Origin of the sequence: Lamprobacter sp. (genome assembly GCF_034860625.1) — a bacterium.
Taxonomy (GTDB): Bacteria; Pseudomonadota; Gammaproteobacteria; order Chromatiales; family Chromatiaceae; genus Lamprobacter.
This window is the reverse complement of sequence record NZ_JAYESN010000001.1, coordinates 25,832-42,247: the sequence shown is the minus strand read 5'-3', so window position 1 is coordinate 42,247 and position 16,416 is coordinate 25,832. Positions and strand designations below refer to the sequence as shown.

The 16,416-nt window shown below is 58.2% G+C and carries 10 protein-coding genes and 1 pseudogene; 6 read left to right on the top strand and 5 right to left on the bottom strand.

Annotation, left to right across the window (positions count from 1 at the left end; translation table 11 throughout):
• Positions 1-82 precede the first annotated feature (82 nt).
• Together VBE63_RS31290 and VBE63_RS00130 are read left to right on the top strand one after the other, a co-directional pair.
• Positions 83-454: pseudogene (locus VBE63_RS31290) on the top strand (FG-GAP repeat domain-containing protein); the annotation flags it as partial.
• 57 nt (positions 455-511) lie between these two features.
• Complete coding sequence (locus tag VBE63_RS00130) at positions 512-2,017, top strand: CRTAC1 family protein (RefSeq protein ID WP_323680959.1); 1,506 nt, start codon at positions 512-514, stop codon at positions 2,015-2,017.
• Positions 2,018-2,068: 51 nt separating this feature from the next.
• Here VBE63_RS00130 and VBE63_RS00125 read toward each other — a convergent pair whose 3' ends face one another.
• Both VBE63_RS00125 and VBE63_RS00120 read right to left on the bottom strand, forming a co-directional pair.
• On the bottom strand, positions 2,069-3,034 hold the full coding sequence (locus VBE63_RS00125) for a class I SAM-dependent methyltransferase (RefSeq protein WP_323680958.1): 966 nt from the start codon (positions 3,032-3,034) through the stop codon (positions 2,069-2,071).
• Complete coding sequence (locus VBE63_RS00120; RefSeq protein WP_323680957.1) at positions 3,024-4,238, bottom strand: GT99 family glycosyltransferase N-terminal domain-containing protein; 1,215 nt, start codon at positions 4,236-4,238, stop codon at positions 3,024-3,026. Before VBE63_RS00120 ends, VBE63_RS00125 begins: the two co-directional genes overlap by 11 nt.
• Before the next feature lie 36 nt (positions 4,239-4,274).
• Here VBE63_RS00120 and VBE63_RS00115 point away from each other — a divergent pair, with 36 nt between their 5' ends.
• The 4 genes from VBE63_RS00115 (at position 4,275) to VBE63_RS00100 (ending at position 8,497) form a co-directional block, all read left to right on the top strand.
• On the top strand, positions 4,275-5,114 hold the full coding sequence (locus VBE63_RS00115; protein ID WP_323680956.1) for an ABC transporter permease: 840 nt from the start codon (positions 4,275-4,277) through the stop codon (positions 5,112-5,114).
• Between the two features lie 75 nt (positions 5,115-5,189).
• Positions 5,190-5,963, top strand: coding sequence for an ABC transporter ATP-binding protein (locus tag VBE63_RS00110; protein WP_323680955.1), 774 nt, complete (start codon positions 5,190-5,192; stop codon positions 5,961-5,963).
• A gap of 18 nt (positions 5,964-5,981) precedes the next feature.
• On the top strand, positions 5,982-7,109 hold the full coding sequence (gene wecB, locus VBE63_RS00105; RefSeq protein WP_323680954.1) for a non-hydrolyzing UDP-N-acetylglucosamine 2-epimerase: 1,128 nt from the start codon (positions 5,982-5,984) through the stop codon (positions 7,107-7,109).
• Between the two features lie 65 nt (positions 7,110-7,174).
• Positions 7,175-8,497, top strand: a complete 1,323-nt coding sequence (locus VBE63_RS00100) for a glycosyltransferase (RefSeq protein WP_323680953.1) — start codon at positions 7,175-7,177, stop codon at positions 8,495-8,497.
• 56 nt (positions 8,498-8,553) lie between these two features.
• On the opposite strand, the gene VBE63_RS00095 is transcribed toward VBE63_RS00100, so the two are convergent.
• The 3 genes from VBE63_RS00095 to VBE63_RS00085 form a co-directional block, all read right to left on the bottom strand.
• Positions 8,554-9,993, bottom strand: a complete 1,440-nt coding sequence (locus VBE63_RS00095) for a hypothetical protein (RefSeq protein ID WP_323680952.1) — start codon at positions 9,991-9,993, stop codon at positions 8,554-8,556.
• Between the two features lie 196 nt (positions 9,994-10,189).
• Positions 10,190-14,023, bottom strand: a complete 3,834-nt coding sequence (locus VBE63_RS00090; RefSeq protein WP_323680951.1) for a glycosyltransferase — start codon at positions 14,021-14,023, stop codon at positions 10,190-10,192.
• Between the two features lie 79 nt (positions 14,024-14,102).
• Positions 14,103-16,412: a class I SAM-dependent methyltransferase gene (locus VBE63_RS00085; protein ID WP_323680950.1), complete on the bottom strand. Its 2,310-nt coding sequence runs from the start codon at positions 16,410-16,412 to the stop codon at positions 14,103-14,105.
• Positions 16,413-16,416 lie beyond the last annotated feature (4 nt).

The window sequence follows — 16,416 nt, the reverse complement described above, 5'->3', positions numbered from 1 at the left end:
TCAAATGTAAAAGCACTATGCAGACAACTTTTGCTCTTATGGCTATCGACGATCTTAACACGTCAGTCGCCAAGGGTTCTGAATGACCATGACTCTGTTTCCTCCTTATCAAAAAACCTGGCTTCTTGCATCTGTCTTATTGATCGGCATTACGCTCGCTCTCCTCACTAATCATCCTCCCAAGCAAGATTCAAGTAGCACCTCCGTTTGGTTCCAAGAGGTCAGCGCAGAAAGGTATATTCCGGTTTATTACGGCCAAAGCTATGGCGCAGCCTGGGGCGATGCGAATGGCGATGGGCGCCCCGATCTCTGGGCGAGCGGCCATAGCCCTCAACGCCTGTTAATCAACTTGGGGGATGGGCAACTCGTCGATCATACAGAAGCGCAGGTCTCTCCTATCCGTTATTCGGATCGACATGCTGCCGCCTGGGCCGATTTCGACAATGATGGCGATGAAGATCTTATCCAGGTCTCCGGTGCCGGTCGAGGCGAAGCCGAGGATCCCAACGCGTTGTATCTGAATGACGACGGCATGCTGAGAGATAGTGCAGCTCAGTTTGGTGTCGACGCTGGGCGTATGCGCACGCGCTCACCCTTGTGGCTCGATCTGGACGCCGACGGTTGGTTGGACCTGATCATCACTGCGGCTGCCCGACCGGACACACCGCCGTCATTATTCCGTTGGGATCCAGCGCAAGCGCAGTATCTCCAACAGCCTTTGGCATTCCTGCGCGCTTCGGAAGTTGCCAATCTGAGCCAGTTGGGGCAGCCAGGCATCCAGCATCTGATTACCGGCCCCCCGCATGCGCTTTTCGTTCACGAGGTGCGCGAGGGTGAACTGGTCGATGTTGGTGCCGAATTGGCTCTGACCGACCTTCCTGGTCATTCGGTCGCTGACCTGCTGATTGCCGATCTCGATAATGATCTTGCCCTTGATCTGGTCTATGTGCGTGGGTTTATTGCGCCGAGCGTTGCGCAACCCGAACCAGATCAACTCTCTGCCCGTTTACAGGCCGATATGGGCCGCAATGCCTTGCTTCGTTTTCACGGCCCGACCCAGCTCAGTGTTCAACCCTATCCACTCGGTCGCTACTGGTGGGGACAGGGCCAAGTCTTTATTGGTGAGGCCGGCGCATCGCCGCCTAAGATGCCTGCTCAGTTGTCCGCGCAAGACCCCGCAGTCGCAGGCCTGGCCACCGGCGAGGCCGGTCTGTTCTTAGGCTATGACAGCGCTACCAACGAATGGCGCGTAGAGCTGCGAGCAACGCGCTGGAACTCAGTCAACCTAGAGCTTCAAGGCGACGCGCCGATTCAGGATCTGAAGGTCGAGGGCTTCGACCCCAAGCTGCGTGCCCTGCCGCAATTCGTGCAGTGGAATAGCAGCGATGGATTCGAGCCGGCGCGCGCCCTAAACATCGAAGGCGATAACTGCCTCGCCGGCGCGAGCGGCGATTTCGATAATGATATGGATATCGACCTGTATCTGGTCTGCAGCGACTATCTAGGGAATCGCACCAATATTCTGCTCGAAAATCTCGGCAATCGCCGCTTTCGGCACATCCTCGCAGCCGGAGGCGCGGCTGGTAGCGACATCGGTCTGGGTGAATCCGTTGCGGTCGCTGATTATGATCTCGACGGCTTCCTCGATCTGTTCGTGCGCAACGGCCATGAGCTTCCACCTTTTGCGAATGGGCCGGACCAGCTGTTTCGCAATCTAGGCAACGCCAACCATTGGGTGCAGATGGACCTCGTTGGTATACAGTCGAATCGCAACGGCATCGGCGCCCGGGTGGTCGTCACCGCCGGTGGCGTCAGCCAGGTTCGCATCGTGGATAACGGCAGCCATGGGCGAGTGCAAGACTTTCGCCGCCTGCACGTCGGCCTGGGGCCACATCAGCGCATCGAGAATGTGCGCATCGAATGGCCATCCGGCACCGTGACCGAACATCGAAACCTGCACGCCGACCGCGTTTGGCAGTTTGTCGAAAACGGCGCGGCAAGCGCGTTGTCGTTCTAAATCGGTCGGAGGTCTGCGCGTGCTGATTTCGTGCGCGCGCTCGTGCGCGTGCTACTTACGCGCCACGAACAAGAGCTGCTCCGGCCCCAAATAGCCGTATTCACGCGACCAGAGCGCGACCACATAGGCGTCGCGAAAACCGACCGCGCGGCAGGTGTCGAGTAGATCCCAGCCGAAATGATAGAAGCACAGGCAGCCGGCATCGCTCAAAGGATCGCCATGGTATTCCGGCGTTAACAGGTGCTTGATCTCGCCCTTGGTATCGACACGGGCCCTGATCGTGGTCTCGGCATGAGCAGAGATAAACGGCGCGGAAAACAACAGCACGCCATCGGCCCGCAGCACCCGATGCAATTCAGCGAGAGCCTGCCGATAATCCGGCACATGTTCGAGCACATCGAATGACAGGATGTATTGGAAGCTGTCAGCCGCGAATGAGAGCGCGGTCAGGGTCTCGTTGCGGACAGCGTCCTTGCGCTGTGTTCCGAATGGAATCGTTTTGCCGAGATATTCACTACCGCTGACATTGGCATACAGCTTGGCCAACCACCGATACAGCGGCGTCACCTGCTCGGTGATGTAGATCGGATCATCCGATCGCGGGCGACAATGCTGGCGAAAGACATGGATGGCGGCACGCATCCGGTTATTGAGTCCACAGGGACAAACGAGACGTTCACGCCAGTTCGGTTGTCCGCTCGCCCTCGCGTTCGGCGTGCCCTGGTAATCGACCCGCAAGTCGACAAACTGTTCGCAGGGATCGCAATAGCCATGAACATGAAAACAGTCGCCAGCCTGCTTAAGGGCCTCGGTCACACGCTGACGTTCGGCGATCATATCGGCATTCCGGGACCGATACAGCGCGTAGCTTGCTTGATCGCGAAACTCCAATAAGGTTGGCTCTGGCGGACGGTGAGGCGCGGTCGTGCGGGATCGGTTCTTGATCCCACCCGCCAGGCGCGGCATCCACCGGCGGAAGCGCCCAAAGGTCCTGGCGATAGCAGCTTTACTCTTCATCGGTTGGGTATGCACTGCGCAGCGACGGGTGGAGACTGCTCCATGTGGATGTTGGCAAGACAGTCATGGTTTGCAAATGGCGCGCGCGAATCGCCGCTTCCGATGGTCGCCTCAGTCGCCAACGCAGATACTCGGCATCGAACAGCAGGTCATAGGGTACGAAATAATTCAGCAATAAGAATTCCAGCTCGGCCAAGGTCGCCAGGCGCGCATCGTCAAGGCCGTGGCCGGCGAGGTGGCGGGCTGGCGAATCGCCAAGGATGCTCACCGGCCGTTCCATCAGCATCGCCTCGACAGCAACGCTGGAGTTCAGCGTTAGCAGCCGCTCACAGCGATTGACGAAGGCCGCCGAATCCGGTGAATCATCGAGGCGAAAATCACCGCTTGGAGACAGATGCGCGCCCGGATGAGGGCGAATCAAAAGGTCTTCGCGTTCATACTCCTCCCGCGCATACTGGATCAACAGCCACATATCGAAGCCGTTACCATAGGCCAAGACGTTGGAGTCGTCCTCGACCTGCAGCGGGATGCCCAGCCGTGCATCGACAGCCTCCGGTATGTGGTCTGGAAGCGGATAAAGCCGCAAGGCGGCACGCAGCGACGGGATATCAGCAAAGGCATTCGCCAAGGGCGCACTCGCCTGCCAGCGCGCGGCCGCCTCGGTGTGACCGTTGACGCCGATGAAATCCAAGTAGCCAAGCGGTCGGTACCAGGGTGTGCGCAAGGGGCCGAGCTCGCCATGCAACAACGGCAGGCCAAGGCGTGTGGCCGCCTCACTCAGGCTGGCATAATTGCACCAGGTCAGCAGTGCCTCGCAAGGCGCATGACGGCTCAGCCTCTCGACCTGCTCGCAGATCAGCTCCACGAGTTCATCATCGACCTCGGTGATCAGATGACGCCAGACCAGGGTGTCGGAAAGTAACCGGGCCTTGAGTCGCTGATAGAGCTGATCTGGGATCAGGCCCCTGGCGAAGCCATCGGCTTCGGCATGGGTTGGAACACGAAACCCAAGCTCGGGATTCACCGGCGCATGGCAGTCGAAGCGGCCCATGCGCCGATAGCGCTCGGGATCGACGAAATAGTCATCGCTGGCGATGAAGGCCACCTGATCCGCGCCGAGATCGCCCATCTGCTTGAAGGCCACCCAGAGAAAAGGCGCACGCAGCCCGCGCAGCGGAAACGGATAGAGGAAGGAAATGAACATGGCTAGAATACGGGGTTGGCATCCGCGGGAGCATTCGTGAAGACACAACAGCATTGGCTTGTCGCCCAGTTCCGACAAGGCTTCAGCGCGCACAATCGCGAGCGCGCCGTTCGGGATCTGCGAGAGGGCTTCCGCCAAGTCGAGCTTTGGGGCCTGCTCGGCCTCCATGATATTCGCCAGCGCTACCGTCGTTCCAAGATCGGCCCGTTCTGGATCACGCTCTCGATGGGGATCTTCATCGGTGCGCTGGGGCTTGTCTATGGCAAGCTGTTCGGCCGCGCGCTCGATTCCTATCTGACCTACCTGGCCGCTGGTTTCCTGGTCTGGAGCTTCATGTCCTCGACCATCCTCGATGGCACGCGAGTCTTTTTGCGCTCGGGTGGCATGATCAAGCAGCTCACGGCGCCGTTATCAGTGTATCTGTTGCGGATGGTCTGGGAAAATCTGATCATCTTCTTCCACAATATCTGGATCTTCATCGGCCTCGCTATCTGGTTCGGGATCGGATTCGGCTGGGTAACGCTACTGGCCGTACCGGGCTTGCTGCTACTGCTCATCAACGGGCTCTGGGTCGGTCTGTTGCTCGGTGTGCTGAGCGCGCGTTTTCGCGACATCCCGCTGATGCTGCAAAGCAGCATGCAGCTGATCTTCTTCCTGACCCCAATCATCTGGGAGCCGGGTATGCTACCAGGGCGCCCGCTGCTACTCTCTGGCAATCCGTTCTATCATTTTCTCGAGCTGGTGCGCGCGCCGCTCCTCGGCCAACTGCCGAGTTTGGAAAACCTGCTCGTCGCGTTGGCGGTGACCCTGGTCGGCTGGGCGGTGGCCTTCGCCTTTTTCGTGGTCTACCGTTGGCGCATCCCCTACTGGGTCTAGTGGGGTAACAGGTGTTTATGAGCCAATGTGCAGTGACGAAGGCAACCCGAGTCGCCGTTATCGAGAGGTCAGACAGTGGCATTCATTGAACTGAGCGACGTCACGGTGCTATTCCCGATTTATGATGCCGCGGGCGGCTCCTTGAAGAGCGCCCTCTTCGGTAGCGCTGCCGGCAGCAGAACCGGTGGCGAGGTTGTCGCTGAAGGTCGCAGGCGTGCGGTCACGGGTATTCGCGCCCTAGACCAGGTGAATCTGCGCCTTGAGCACGGCGACCGCCTAGCTTTGATCGGCCACAATGGCGCCGGCAAGAGCACCTTGCTGCGCGTGCTGGCTGGGATCTACGAGCCGGTTACCGGTTCCGTGCAGATCGAGGGTACGCCGGTGCCCATGTTCAATATTACCCTCGGCATGGATATCGACAGTACCGGTTACGAGAACATCGTCCTGCGCGGACTGTATCTCGGTCTGACGCGTCGCGAGATCGACACCAAGGTTGACGAGATTGCCGACTTTTCTGGCCTAGGTTCATTTCTTGACCTTCCAATGCGCACCTACTCGACCGGTATGCGCATGCGCCTTGCTTTCTCGGTCTGTACCGCGATCCGCCCAGACATCCTGCTTGTCGACGAAGGTCTGGGTACCGGCGATGCCGCCTTCATCGAAAAGGCGGAGGCGCGTATCAGCCGCTTCTCAGAGGAGGCCTCGATCCTCGTGCTTGCGGCCCATAATCCGCCACTGCTGCGCAAGATGTGCAACCGCGCGGTATTGCTTCAGCATGGTCATGTCATCGATCAGGGCTCGGTCGAAGGCATGCTGAAGGCCTATCGCGCGCTGCAGACTGCGGCCTGAGGTGGACCTGACATGGACATGATGAAGTCTCAGAAGGTAAAGATCCTCGCCGCGGTAGGCACTCGGCCGGAGGCGATCAAGATGGCGCCGGTGATCCAGGGGCTTCAGCAACAGCCCTGGGCTGAATGCCGAGTCTTGGCCACCGCCCAGCACCGAGAGATGCTCGATCAGGTGCTTGCGCTGTTCGCGATCCAGCCCGATGCGGATCTGGACATCATGCAGGCGAACCAGGATCTTGTCAGCCTGACAGCCCGCTTGCTTCCGGCGATCGCGGCGACACTCGATGCCGAGACGCCCGATCTGGTGCTGGCGCAAGGCGACACGACGACGGTCTTGACCATGGCATTGGCGGCCTTCTACAAACGCATCCCCTTTGGTCATGTCGAGGCCGGTTTGCGTACTGGCGATCTTGCCTATCCGTTTCCAGAGGAGATGAACCGTGTGCTGTCAGGCCACCTCGCCCGCTGGCATTTTGCGCCGACGGATTCCGCAAGACGCAACCTATTGCGCGAGGGAATCTCGGACAACGCGGTGCATGTGACCGGCAACACCGTCATTGATGCCCTGCTTGGCGTGGTGGATCAGGCGCCTGAGCCGCCGGTTGAACTTGGGCCAGAGGATCGACTGATCTTAGTCACTGCCCATCGGCGCGAGAATTTTGGTGAGCCGTTTCGAGCAATCTGTGGCGCCTTGCGAAGGATCGCCGACGCTTATCCGGATGTGCAAATCCTCTATCCAGTGCATCCCAATCCGAATGTTCGCGAGGTGGCCGAGATGCTGCTGCGAGGACATCGGCGCATCACCCTCTGCGAGCCCTTGGGCTATTTGCCGTTCGTCGGCGCCATGCGCCGGGCACATTTTATCTTGACGGATTCCGGTGGTGTACAGGAAGAAGCCCCTGCACTTGGCAAACCGGTGCTGGTCCTGCGCCATGAGACCGAGCGCCCGGAGGCCATCGATGCGGGTGTGGTTCGACTGGTCGGGCCGGTACAGGATCGGATCATTGAGGCATCCTGCAAGCTCCTCGATGATCCCGCAGCCTATGCGGCGATGGCGCGCGGCCTGTCACCTTATGGCGATGGTCATGCCGCCTCGCGTATCATTCAGGTTCTAGGCGCGCACTTCGGAGTACAAGTAGCGCTCTAGCCCTTTGAAATGGCCCCATCGGTTGGCCGCAAAGCCATCATGGTCCAGTTGTTCCGCGCTGCTCGATGGTGGAAAGATTTGATTCGCTGAACCGATTGGCTGAACCGCGCAGTGCACGCTTGATCCATTACCTGCAACGACTCTACCGAAGGCTTCCGCTCAAGGCGAAGACGCGGGCCATGATCCGGTCGCGAGCGCGTCTGATGCGTCGCTTGATGATCCCTTGGTGGCGGCCAGGTCAGGCCCAGTGCATGGCCTCGACCCCCCCTGTTGCTGCGCTCCCAGGTCATCCCGATCGCATCTTCTTTGCGGTGATCGACTGGCATTTTCGCATGCAGCGCCCACAGCATCTGGCACTCCAGTCAGCAGCTTTAGGCTATCGCGCCTTTTACGTTTCCAATGAGTTCTTAGATGATGTTACCCCGGGCTTCTGCGTTGAACGCCTGGACACCTCAGGACGATTGTTCCAGATTCGTCTCAAGGTACGGGGGGCTGATGCGATCTATTTTGGTTGCCCTTCCGCGCCGGCGCGTGAGCAGTTGCGGCAAGGCCTCGAACAGTTGCGCGACTGGGCAGACATGGCTGCAGCGGTGTCCATTATTCAGCATCCCTTTTGGACCGATATTGTGCGTTATGGCGGGAATGAGCCGGTCGTCTACGATTGCATGGATTACCATGAGGGGTTTGAAACCTTTGCTGACGAACTCCGTTGGGCGGAGCGGCGGCTGATGCAAAAGGCCGATCTGACGATCGTCACCTCCTCTTGGCTTGAAACATTCGTCAGCCAGCACGCTCGCCAGGTCGCACTGATCCGCAACGGGGTCGATGATGGGCAGTTCGCAATGCCACCGCGCGAGCACTTCATGGATGCGCAAGGCCGTCGCGTCATTGGCTATTACGGTGCGCTAGGCGCCTGGTTCGACGCGGACTTGGTCCGCGCCGTCGCACACCGCTTCAGTGATTGTCTGGTGATCCTCGTCGGCGGCGATCAGGCACAGATTGGTCGTGCCTTGCGCGGCTGCCAAAATGTCAAGCTGACGGGCGAGGTGCCCTATACCGATCTGCCTTATTACCTCTACGGATTTGATGTCTGCCTATTACCCTTTCGGATGATGCCGCTGACCCTGGCGACAAATCCGGTGAAGATGTACGAGTATCTTGCTTCGGGTAAGCCGGTGGTCTCGGTGGATCTTCCGGAAGCCCGCGCCTGTGCCGAACAACTAGGGGTGGCAGCGGATACCCAGGCCTTTTGTGACTTGATCGCAAAAGCGCTCGCGAGCGGCACTGAGGGTGCTGCCGCTCGGCGCAAGTTCGCATCCCAGCAGACTTGGGCAAATCGTGCGTTAGCGTTTAATCAGGCCATCGATCGCTTAGGCGCCATCGCATGAAAGGCGATGGCGAAGGGAGCGAGCGGCGACCAGCCAGGCAGACGACCACTGGCAGCCTACTGAGCGTAAGGGTTAGGCCGGCTGATGAAATCCTGATAGGCGTCAGAGCCAGCGGTACTAGGTGGCTGCTGGGTTGAAGTGAGGGTAAAGTTGTATTGTGAGGTCAGGGCGTTAGCCGGTACCTCGATGGTGCCGCCATAGGTGACGCACCGACATCCGACGGTACACTGGGGAGCGTCGCCGCCGCCGGAACCGTCAAGGCACAGGGGATAGGATGGCGCTCCGGTCTCTGGGTTGGTCGTCGGTCTGCCCGGATTCAGGATATCGATATCGCACTGATAGCCGCTGTCACAGCCGCACTGACCGCCATCGGGGATACCATTATTATCCAAGTCAATCTGGTACCCGGTACAAGGTGCCGTCAACAGCCGTTTGTGCGACACGCGCAGATAATAGTTACCGCCTTGATTGAGCCCCATCACATACATGTCTGGAGTTCCGGTATCGCTGTTGAAAGCCATCAAGGGTGGCGTATAGATGCCAGCGGATGTCATAAAGGCTGAGGTCTCGTCGTAGACCTCAAACAGCCAGTTGCCTTGAGTGCATTGTTCCCGATTGCAGACCGAGAGCGTGATGATCTCATTGCCCGCTGTCGGATAGAGATACCAGTCAACGTCAACCCCCTGCGAGTATTCGAAGCCATCGCCATCTGGATCGCGGACCTCAGTGCCAGGCTGGAAGCTTAGGTTGATCAGACCATACATGGTGACGCCGGTAACCAGGCGGTTCCATTCCGCCGGGGTATTGTTGGGCTCGACCTCGGTATCGAAGAAGCCAACGATGAAATTCTGGGTGTCCAAGGGCGAGTCTTGGAGGATGGCAGCCAGGTTGTAGGGATCTTGATTGAGCGTACTGGGCTTGAGACTAATGTAGTAGGTTCCAACCAGACCGAGCGTTGTGCGATAGGTGATATCGCCGGAGGCTGAAATGCTCGCTGAGACGGAGCCGGTATCGAATTGCGCGATCACATTGCCTGCTGCATCGCGTATCGAGACCTTCCATCCGGCGACCGTCCCGCCCGGTACCGAGAAGTTTAAGATCAGGGTTTGATTCGGCTGATCCGTGACGACATAAAACCAGTCTTCGTCGTCGATACCATAGCTTTGGCCCCAAAAGCGGGTATCCAGCACCAGCCGATCAGCGCTCACCATGTTGTCATTAGGCTCGGTTTCGCCGTACTGCGGTGCGGTCAAGCAGGCGCCGAGTGTGATTCCACAGCCGCCGGGGTCCCTTTGACAACTGCCGATGGCATCAGCCACACCGCTGTCATAGCCGAGGTTGTAGCCCTCCGCGAGGCCTTGCGAGCGCCCATCATCAAAGGTTGGATCACTCGGGCCACTAGGAGGCATCGGACTCAGGGAGGACTGCGCATTGGCTAACGCCGACCAGAGTCCCAGACCAAGACAGGAGGCGCGCAGGACGAAAGGATGGGACATGGGCTGTCACTCCGATGCTAAACCTGAACAAGCGTAGCGCGTTGGCGTGGAGGTGACCGAGACCTCAGGATACCAGTATGCAACCGCTCAGTGCATTGTCGATTGGCGAGCAAGCGCCAAGTTTGAGCTAGCGCAGCTAGCCTTTTAATGATCCGAGGAAATTCTAGACTGCGAGCGGCAGCTTTGTTGAGACTTGCTAGGTCACAGGTGGGACGCTGGACTCGGTGGAGTCTGGGGATCGCAGCCGTTCAGGCCAAGACTGTGATGGCGTCGCCTCGGGATTGCCGCTGGAATCTTGTCCTGAAAGCCTCTGCTCGATCAGTTCAAGGTAGGCCTGATAGGTCTTTCGCTTGTCGAACGCTTTGAGCAGATCCTCAGGCAAGTTGGGTGGCTGAGGGTGCTGGTAGGTCCGCAGGAGCGCATCGGCGAGATCCTTGATGAAGGTGCGCGTATTGCTGAGCTCCCAGATTCGCCCCTGGTAATCGAAAATGTCGACAGCGGGCTCGATGACATCGAATCCGGGGCGCCCATCGAAATGATGCGCAAAGCCGACCCTTGCCGTCACAATGGGAAGATTTGCGCAAATCGCCTCTAGCAAGGTGAGGGGGCCACCTTCAAAGAACGCGGCGATGATCAGGGCGTCTGCCATGGCGTAGTAGTCGCTCGCCGAGGGTGCGCTTCCGGCATAGCGCACGCGGTCTTCGAGTCCCTTCTTTTGAATCAGCGCGCGTATGGCCTGCAGCAGTTCGGGCTCGTAGCTAGGCCCCAGAATCACCAGCTTTGCCTTTGGCATCATTGATGCTTGGATAGCAAAGGCCTCGACTGCGGCAATGTGGTTCTTTTGGTGATTGATGGCGCCGACACTGAGAAAAACGAAGTCGTCGGCCTTGATGCCCAGGTTGCCGCGGAGCCGTTCACGGGATGGAGGCTGTGCATCCCCAAGAAAAGGCGCGATGTCAATGCCGTTGGGGATGACGCTGCACTTCTCCGGCGGTAGCCCGAGTCGCTCGACGCAGTACCGTCTTGCAACGTCAGAGACAGCGATGAAGCGACAGGTCGAGGATGCCGAGTCGACAAGGGCTGACCGCTCGGCCTCAGACAACCAGATATAGAGATTATGGATGACCTGGATGACGGGAATGCCTCGGTTTGCACAGTTGGCCGCTCCAAACACCGAATAGTGGGTCAAGGCCAGCCGCGGCGCGAGCTGAGCAAGCAGGCGCTCATAACAGCTCAAGTCCTGCGGCAGTCTGACAACTGGGATGCCCAATGCTTGCGCGCGCTCGACACCGGCGCCAACGGTTCCCAGGACCAGCAAAACGACCTGATAGTCGTGTTCGGTCAGCACCTGGCAGAGGTCGAGGACGACGTTCTCCAAACCACCTGATTCAAAATTCTCCACCTGCATCAGGACATCGCAGGCGGGTGGTAGCGGTGGCAGCTCAGTGAGCTCAGTTGGGCTCAGAGTAGGCGTCTGCCGTGCGGGGTTCTTCGGGGCAAGACGTTCTCGCAGCCGTCGCAGCATTCGTCCGCGTTGACTCTGGACTGGGAAGGCTCGGCGTAGCCAATCACTGCCATAGGTCTTCAGTCGTGCTGGCATTTGAATGGAGCCAGAGCGGGTCAAGCGCGCGCTAATGACCTGTGCCCCCCTGTCTCTAGCCTGCTTGAGGCGTTCGTAGACGGCCTGATTATCCCGCGCCATCGCATCGCGCTCCTGCTCGCTCGGGATCAGGCCAGCGACGAAATCCTGTAGCCGAACGAAGCGCATACCCAGGGCCTTGAAGTCACCAATGTTTTCGCTATCTAGGATCGGCACGATGCCTTTTCCCAGGTACTCGACGACTTTTGTCGGGCAAGCGACATGATTGACCACATGATCCTCGCGCAGCAAAAAGCCGAAGTGGCACTGCTCGTAGATCTGCAGCAGTTCCGCGTGGGGTTTGCGGTCGACCTCAACGCGGTCAGCGATGGATTCAGGGAGCTGTGCGCGAAGCTGTGCCGGGTCGGTGCAATAGAAGCGATGTTGGCAGTGCTCAATCGTGCGCTCGATGGCGTCGAGCATCTTGGGCACCTGCTGCCATTTGTGAAGACCGCCAGCGTAGACGACGACCGGCTTTCCATCCTGGTAGGGACGTGGTCCAGTGGCCACTGCCAGCTCTGGAAACATGGGGAAGGACACGACCTGGGCGCGAAGTTGATCACGGTATTTCTGCCGGAGATACTGCTCCATCGCCTCGGTGACGACGATGACCAGGTGGCTGCGGCGGACCGCGCTGCGCTCTTCGCGCTCGAACAGCAAGGCGCTATAGAAATCGTTGTGCAGCCGAAATTCTTCCGGGACCACGCCATGGATATCGGTGACCCGGCGCAGCCAAGGCAAATGGAGCAGCAGGCCGAACCGGCTGTCGCGCATGCGCAAGACGCTGTGGAAATAGACACGGCCGCAACGCAACGCGCAAAAGACAGCGAGTAGCCGGACAAAGATCCTCCGCAGAGGGCCACCGAGGACGCGCAACACCAAGACCTGCTCAGCAGGCCGATCGAACCAGCGGTCACGACCCACAAGCTCCGTTGTTTCGACGTACACGCGCCAGTGACCAACCAGCAGTGAATCGATGATCTGGATACGTTGAAAATAGCCGTCGCTCTGCCGTTCTGGGTAGGGGTAACCGCCGAAGAAGACGACGCCCCGGAGCTGCCGGATAAAGACCCATCCTTTGCCTAAGAGCCAAGTCAGCTTGTTGAAGGCGCTAGGCGGTTGAGCAACAGGATGGATTGCGGAGTGTGGCCTAGCCATAGCGGCTTGCAGTTGCGCGTGTATGCGTTGATTGCAGTCAGCAAGGTCGCGAATGGATTGAGCCAGAGCGCGAATCTCTTGCTGCAAATCGGTTTGTGATCTCGTAACGGCATTGGCTTCGGCTTCGGCATCAGTATCGATGCTCGTGAGTAGACGCCGAACCTCCTGGCTGATCCGTTGCCAGCGCTTGGTGATACTGGGCTGGTCTCGCAAAGACTGGATCTGCATGCGCAGCGCCTCCGGCGGTGCGGAGGATTGACTCTTCAAGAGTGCATCGAGATTGACAAGCTCCGAGGCATAGAGCTGTGCGAGGGCGGTCAATTGCCGATCATAGCGCTGGTGGTAATCCAGCAGCGATTGGCCGCGATCGCTGATCCCGGAACCCTCGAGCATGTCCATGGCGTAGGAGATCCAAGGGCTTTCCGGATGACGTTCGAGCTTGATCCCGTGCTTATCTTCCAAATAGGCGATATTACGGCCTGCCCGCTCGCTAAAATACTCATGCGGGAGTTGGCCGAAGGATGCAGATCCCCAATGGTGGATGAAGACGTCTCGCGCAAGATGGATGGGGACGCCCGCCGCACGCGCCCGCAAGCAGTAATCGTTGTCTTCGTAACCGCCAGGAAAGAACTGCTCATCGAGCAGCCCGAGTCGTTCAATGATCCTGCGCCTGAGCAAGACCATGAAGAAGGTGACATCCGCCTCGACCAGATGACCATGCCAGGTCTGGTAACGCCAGTCAGCAAAAGCCTGAATAGTCTCAATGGCCTGATTCAAGAGTTCGCCGGATCGGCCATCAATGACCTGGTCAAGCGAGAGATCGTAGGGTACGGGTATCGATTGAGTGCTATCCGCCTTGTTGGTCACCGCGCTCAGAAAATCCACCTGCTTTTCGCAGAGGCGATCAAGCCAATGGTCAGTCACGATGACATCCGCGTTGAGCAGGCAGATATGCGTAATATCCTCCTGTTCGAGAAAATAACGAATGCCAAGATTGTTGCCGCCAGAGAATCCTAGATTGTTTTCCTGCGGCATGAATGACCAAGGATCAGCGGCGAGCACTGCATAAGTATTGAAGGCTTGCTCGATCGCATGGCGCTCGGGTAGAGCCGATGCATTATCAATCAAGACCAATGCATAAGGGACATGGTTGCGGGCAAGATGCAGGCTCGCAAGTGTTGCCTTGACGGCCTTAGCAGCGTTGTAAGAGACGACGACAATTCCAACCTTCATACCTATTCCATCTGTTGATCTGGCTGCTTGAAATCTTGCGAGCGATGTGAATGCGAGCGATGTGAACGATTAAGCAGAGTCAAGCCTTCTTTTGGCCTTGTCCTCGACGTCTCAGCAGCCGGAAAGGATTGCGCCTGATCGCAGTCAACTCAGCGGCCAACTCAGCTGAGCGCAAACCCAGTGTTTGCGCCAGGTCGCTTTGAATCATGACCTGTTCAGCAATCTTTTTAGCGTTGGCGTGTTGTGCGCGGACCTCGGCTGCAAGCCGCTCATTATTGAGATTCAAATCCTGAACCTCACGGACGAGGTGAGCCTTTTCGGCTTCCAGCGTGCTGATACGCTCCAGCAAGCTCAGCTCAGAGGCTTTGCTAGGCGCTTGGTCTACGGAATAACTCAGGCAGCGCTCGAAGAAGCCGCGGGCCTCACGCGCTAATAACGCCGGGCGATTAAAGGCTTTTTCAATCGCCGCGATGAGATAGGCCGCACGCGAGCCCTTGTCGAGGAGTTGTGCGCTCTCTGCAAGACCAAACGGCAGCGGGTGTTCAGGGTCACCGGTAATGTTAAGCCATGAGCCAGTGATAAGTCGTTGAGCCTCGCTAATGCTGCGCCGTAACAGCGCGAGCGCTCGGGCATCATCTTGCTCCGCCAAGGCCATGATCGACAGACGAAACAAGGCATCCAGGGTTTTATTGCCCAAGAGCGGGCTGTAGTCACAGACATCTAGATTAGCGCATCGCTCAAAAAAATGACGAGCAGTGTTCATGTCATCGTAAGCAAGTGCTAACTCACCACCGGCATAAAGCAATGACACCTGCCAGCGAAGCTGATGCGGAGTCGGCGATTGAAGCGCAGAATAATCCTCGATCGAGGTCCTCAGCGCTGTATAGCGAGCCGTTGATCGCCTGTCCTCGGCCAATGCCGCGTAGACCTCACCACAAAGCGCAGCTCCGGCATCAACGGATTGTCTAGGCGCCGTTTCGAGGACCGCCTTGCGCATTGACGCAAGATTCGAGGCTGAGACATTGCGCATGCCAATCGCAACCATTGCACGCACAAGCCAAGGGTTATCATAGTCCCGAGCAAAGGCAGAGACATTGAAGTTCGCATCCGAAGGCAGTGTCCAAGCCGTTTCCTGATACGGAATGGACTCCCCACCCGTCGGAGCCTTCATGCAGAGCAAAAGAATCCATTCCGCATCATGTGGAAGTGGAGCAGCCGGGTCGATGACATCCCATTGGCGTGGAGCATGATGTAACCGCTGAGCCCCACCTGCCGTTTGCATCATGCCTTGCTCCAGTAAAAACCGAGCGCCGCACTCCTGCCGAAGGCGATCCCAAGTGTAGACATGATGGTGGTAGGGGTTCGGATCTTCGCCCGTCTCATCCGCCCAATTGTTGGGCGCGGACAGCATCAGGCGTCCGCTCGGCTTGAGGATGCGCAGAAGCTCATCGAGATAGGCATCTGGATCAACAAGATGCTCAATGGTTTCAAAGCTGGCGATAAAGTCGACGCTATTGTCTGCGAGCTCGGTCAGGGCTTGAGCATCGCCGACCCTGAAGCTGACATGTCCTTCGACGCCATAGTCATGCTGCGCCTTGGCGACCGAGGATGCACAGTTATCGATACCGATGACGCGCAAGGCTTGGGAATGATGCCAAAGAATATGACTGCCATAGCCAAGGCCGCAGGCCACATCGAGCACCGTATCACCAGGGCGAATATGCGCGGTTGCTTCGTGGTACCGAATACAGTGAGCATCGCTTCGTCGTCCGCTCTCGAGGAGCATGTCCCGGTGTAATAAATCCTCTTCCTGCTTTGTTCCGGCTACTGGATCTTCGCGAAGACGCAGAGGCCGTTTTTCCAAGGGAATGAGGATCGGGCTACCAGGTTGCTCCAGCTGATGATAGCCATTGAGCCGATAATAAAGCGGGTGGCGTCTAAATCCCGCGCTGATCAAGTACTGTTCCCACCAAATGCGGGTTTGGCTAAGATTGTTAGCGGAATCATTGATCGCAGACGCGTGAGTCCAAATAGCGACAAGCAAACCGCGTTGGCAACGATCCTGCAAAGTGTTGATGGCAGCACTGAGCGCCTGTGGTGACAGTTGCTCCAAGTAACCGTTAACGACAATCGCCTGAAAGGGGTCAGCGAGACTCAGAGAGTGCAAGTCCCCATGACGCCCTTGTGCTGGAAGACCTTGATGTCGTAACTGGTCCGCAATCCGTTCCGCACCCTGACCCAAGGCCAATATCTGGCCATATCCAAACAACTCGACGGCTGCGGCTGCAAGCGCTTGCGCCATACCCTGTTCGTTGGCTGCGCCGCAAGTGGCCTTCCGTTCGCTCACCTGCTCAGGTTCGGCCTTGCCGGCTTCAGTGTCATGATTCATGTGA

Coding starts and splice junctions, on each gene's coding strand:
- VBE63_RS00090 (WP_323680951.1), bottom strand. CDS start 14,023: ATGAAGGTTGGAATTGTCGTCGTCTCTTACAACGCTGCTAAGGCCGTC.
- wecB (WP_323680954.1), top strand. CDS start 5,982: ATGATGAAGTCTCAGAAGGTAAAGATCCTCGCCGCGGTAGGCACTCGG.
- VBE63_RS00125 (WP_323680958.1), bottom strand. CDS start 3,034: ATGAAGAGTAAAGCTGCTATCGCCAGGACCTTTGGGCGCTTCCGCCGG.
- VBE63_RS00120 (WP_323680957.1), bottom strand. CDS start 4,238: ATGTTCATTTCCTTCCTCTATCCGTTTCCGCTGCGCGGGCTGCGTGCG.
- VBE63_RS00095 (WP_323680952.1), bottom strand. CDS start 9,993: ATGTCCCATCCTTTCGTCCTGCGCGCCTCCTGTCTTGGTCTGGGACTC.
- VBE63_RS00085 (WP_323680950.1), bottom strand. CDS start 16,412: ATGAATCATGACACTGAAGCCGGCAAGGCCGAACCTGAGCAGGTGAGC.
- VBE63_RS00100 (WP_323680953.1), top strand. CDS start 7,175: ATGGTGGAAAGATTTGATTCGCTGAACCGATTGGCTGAACCGCGCAGT.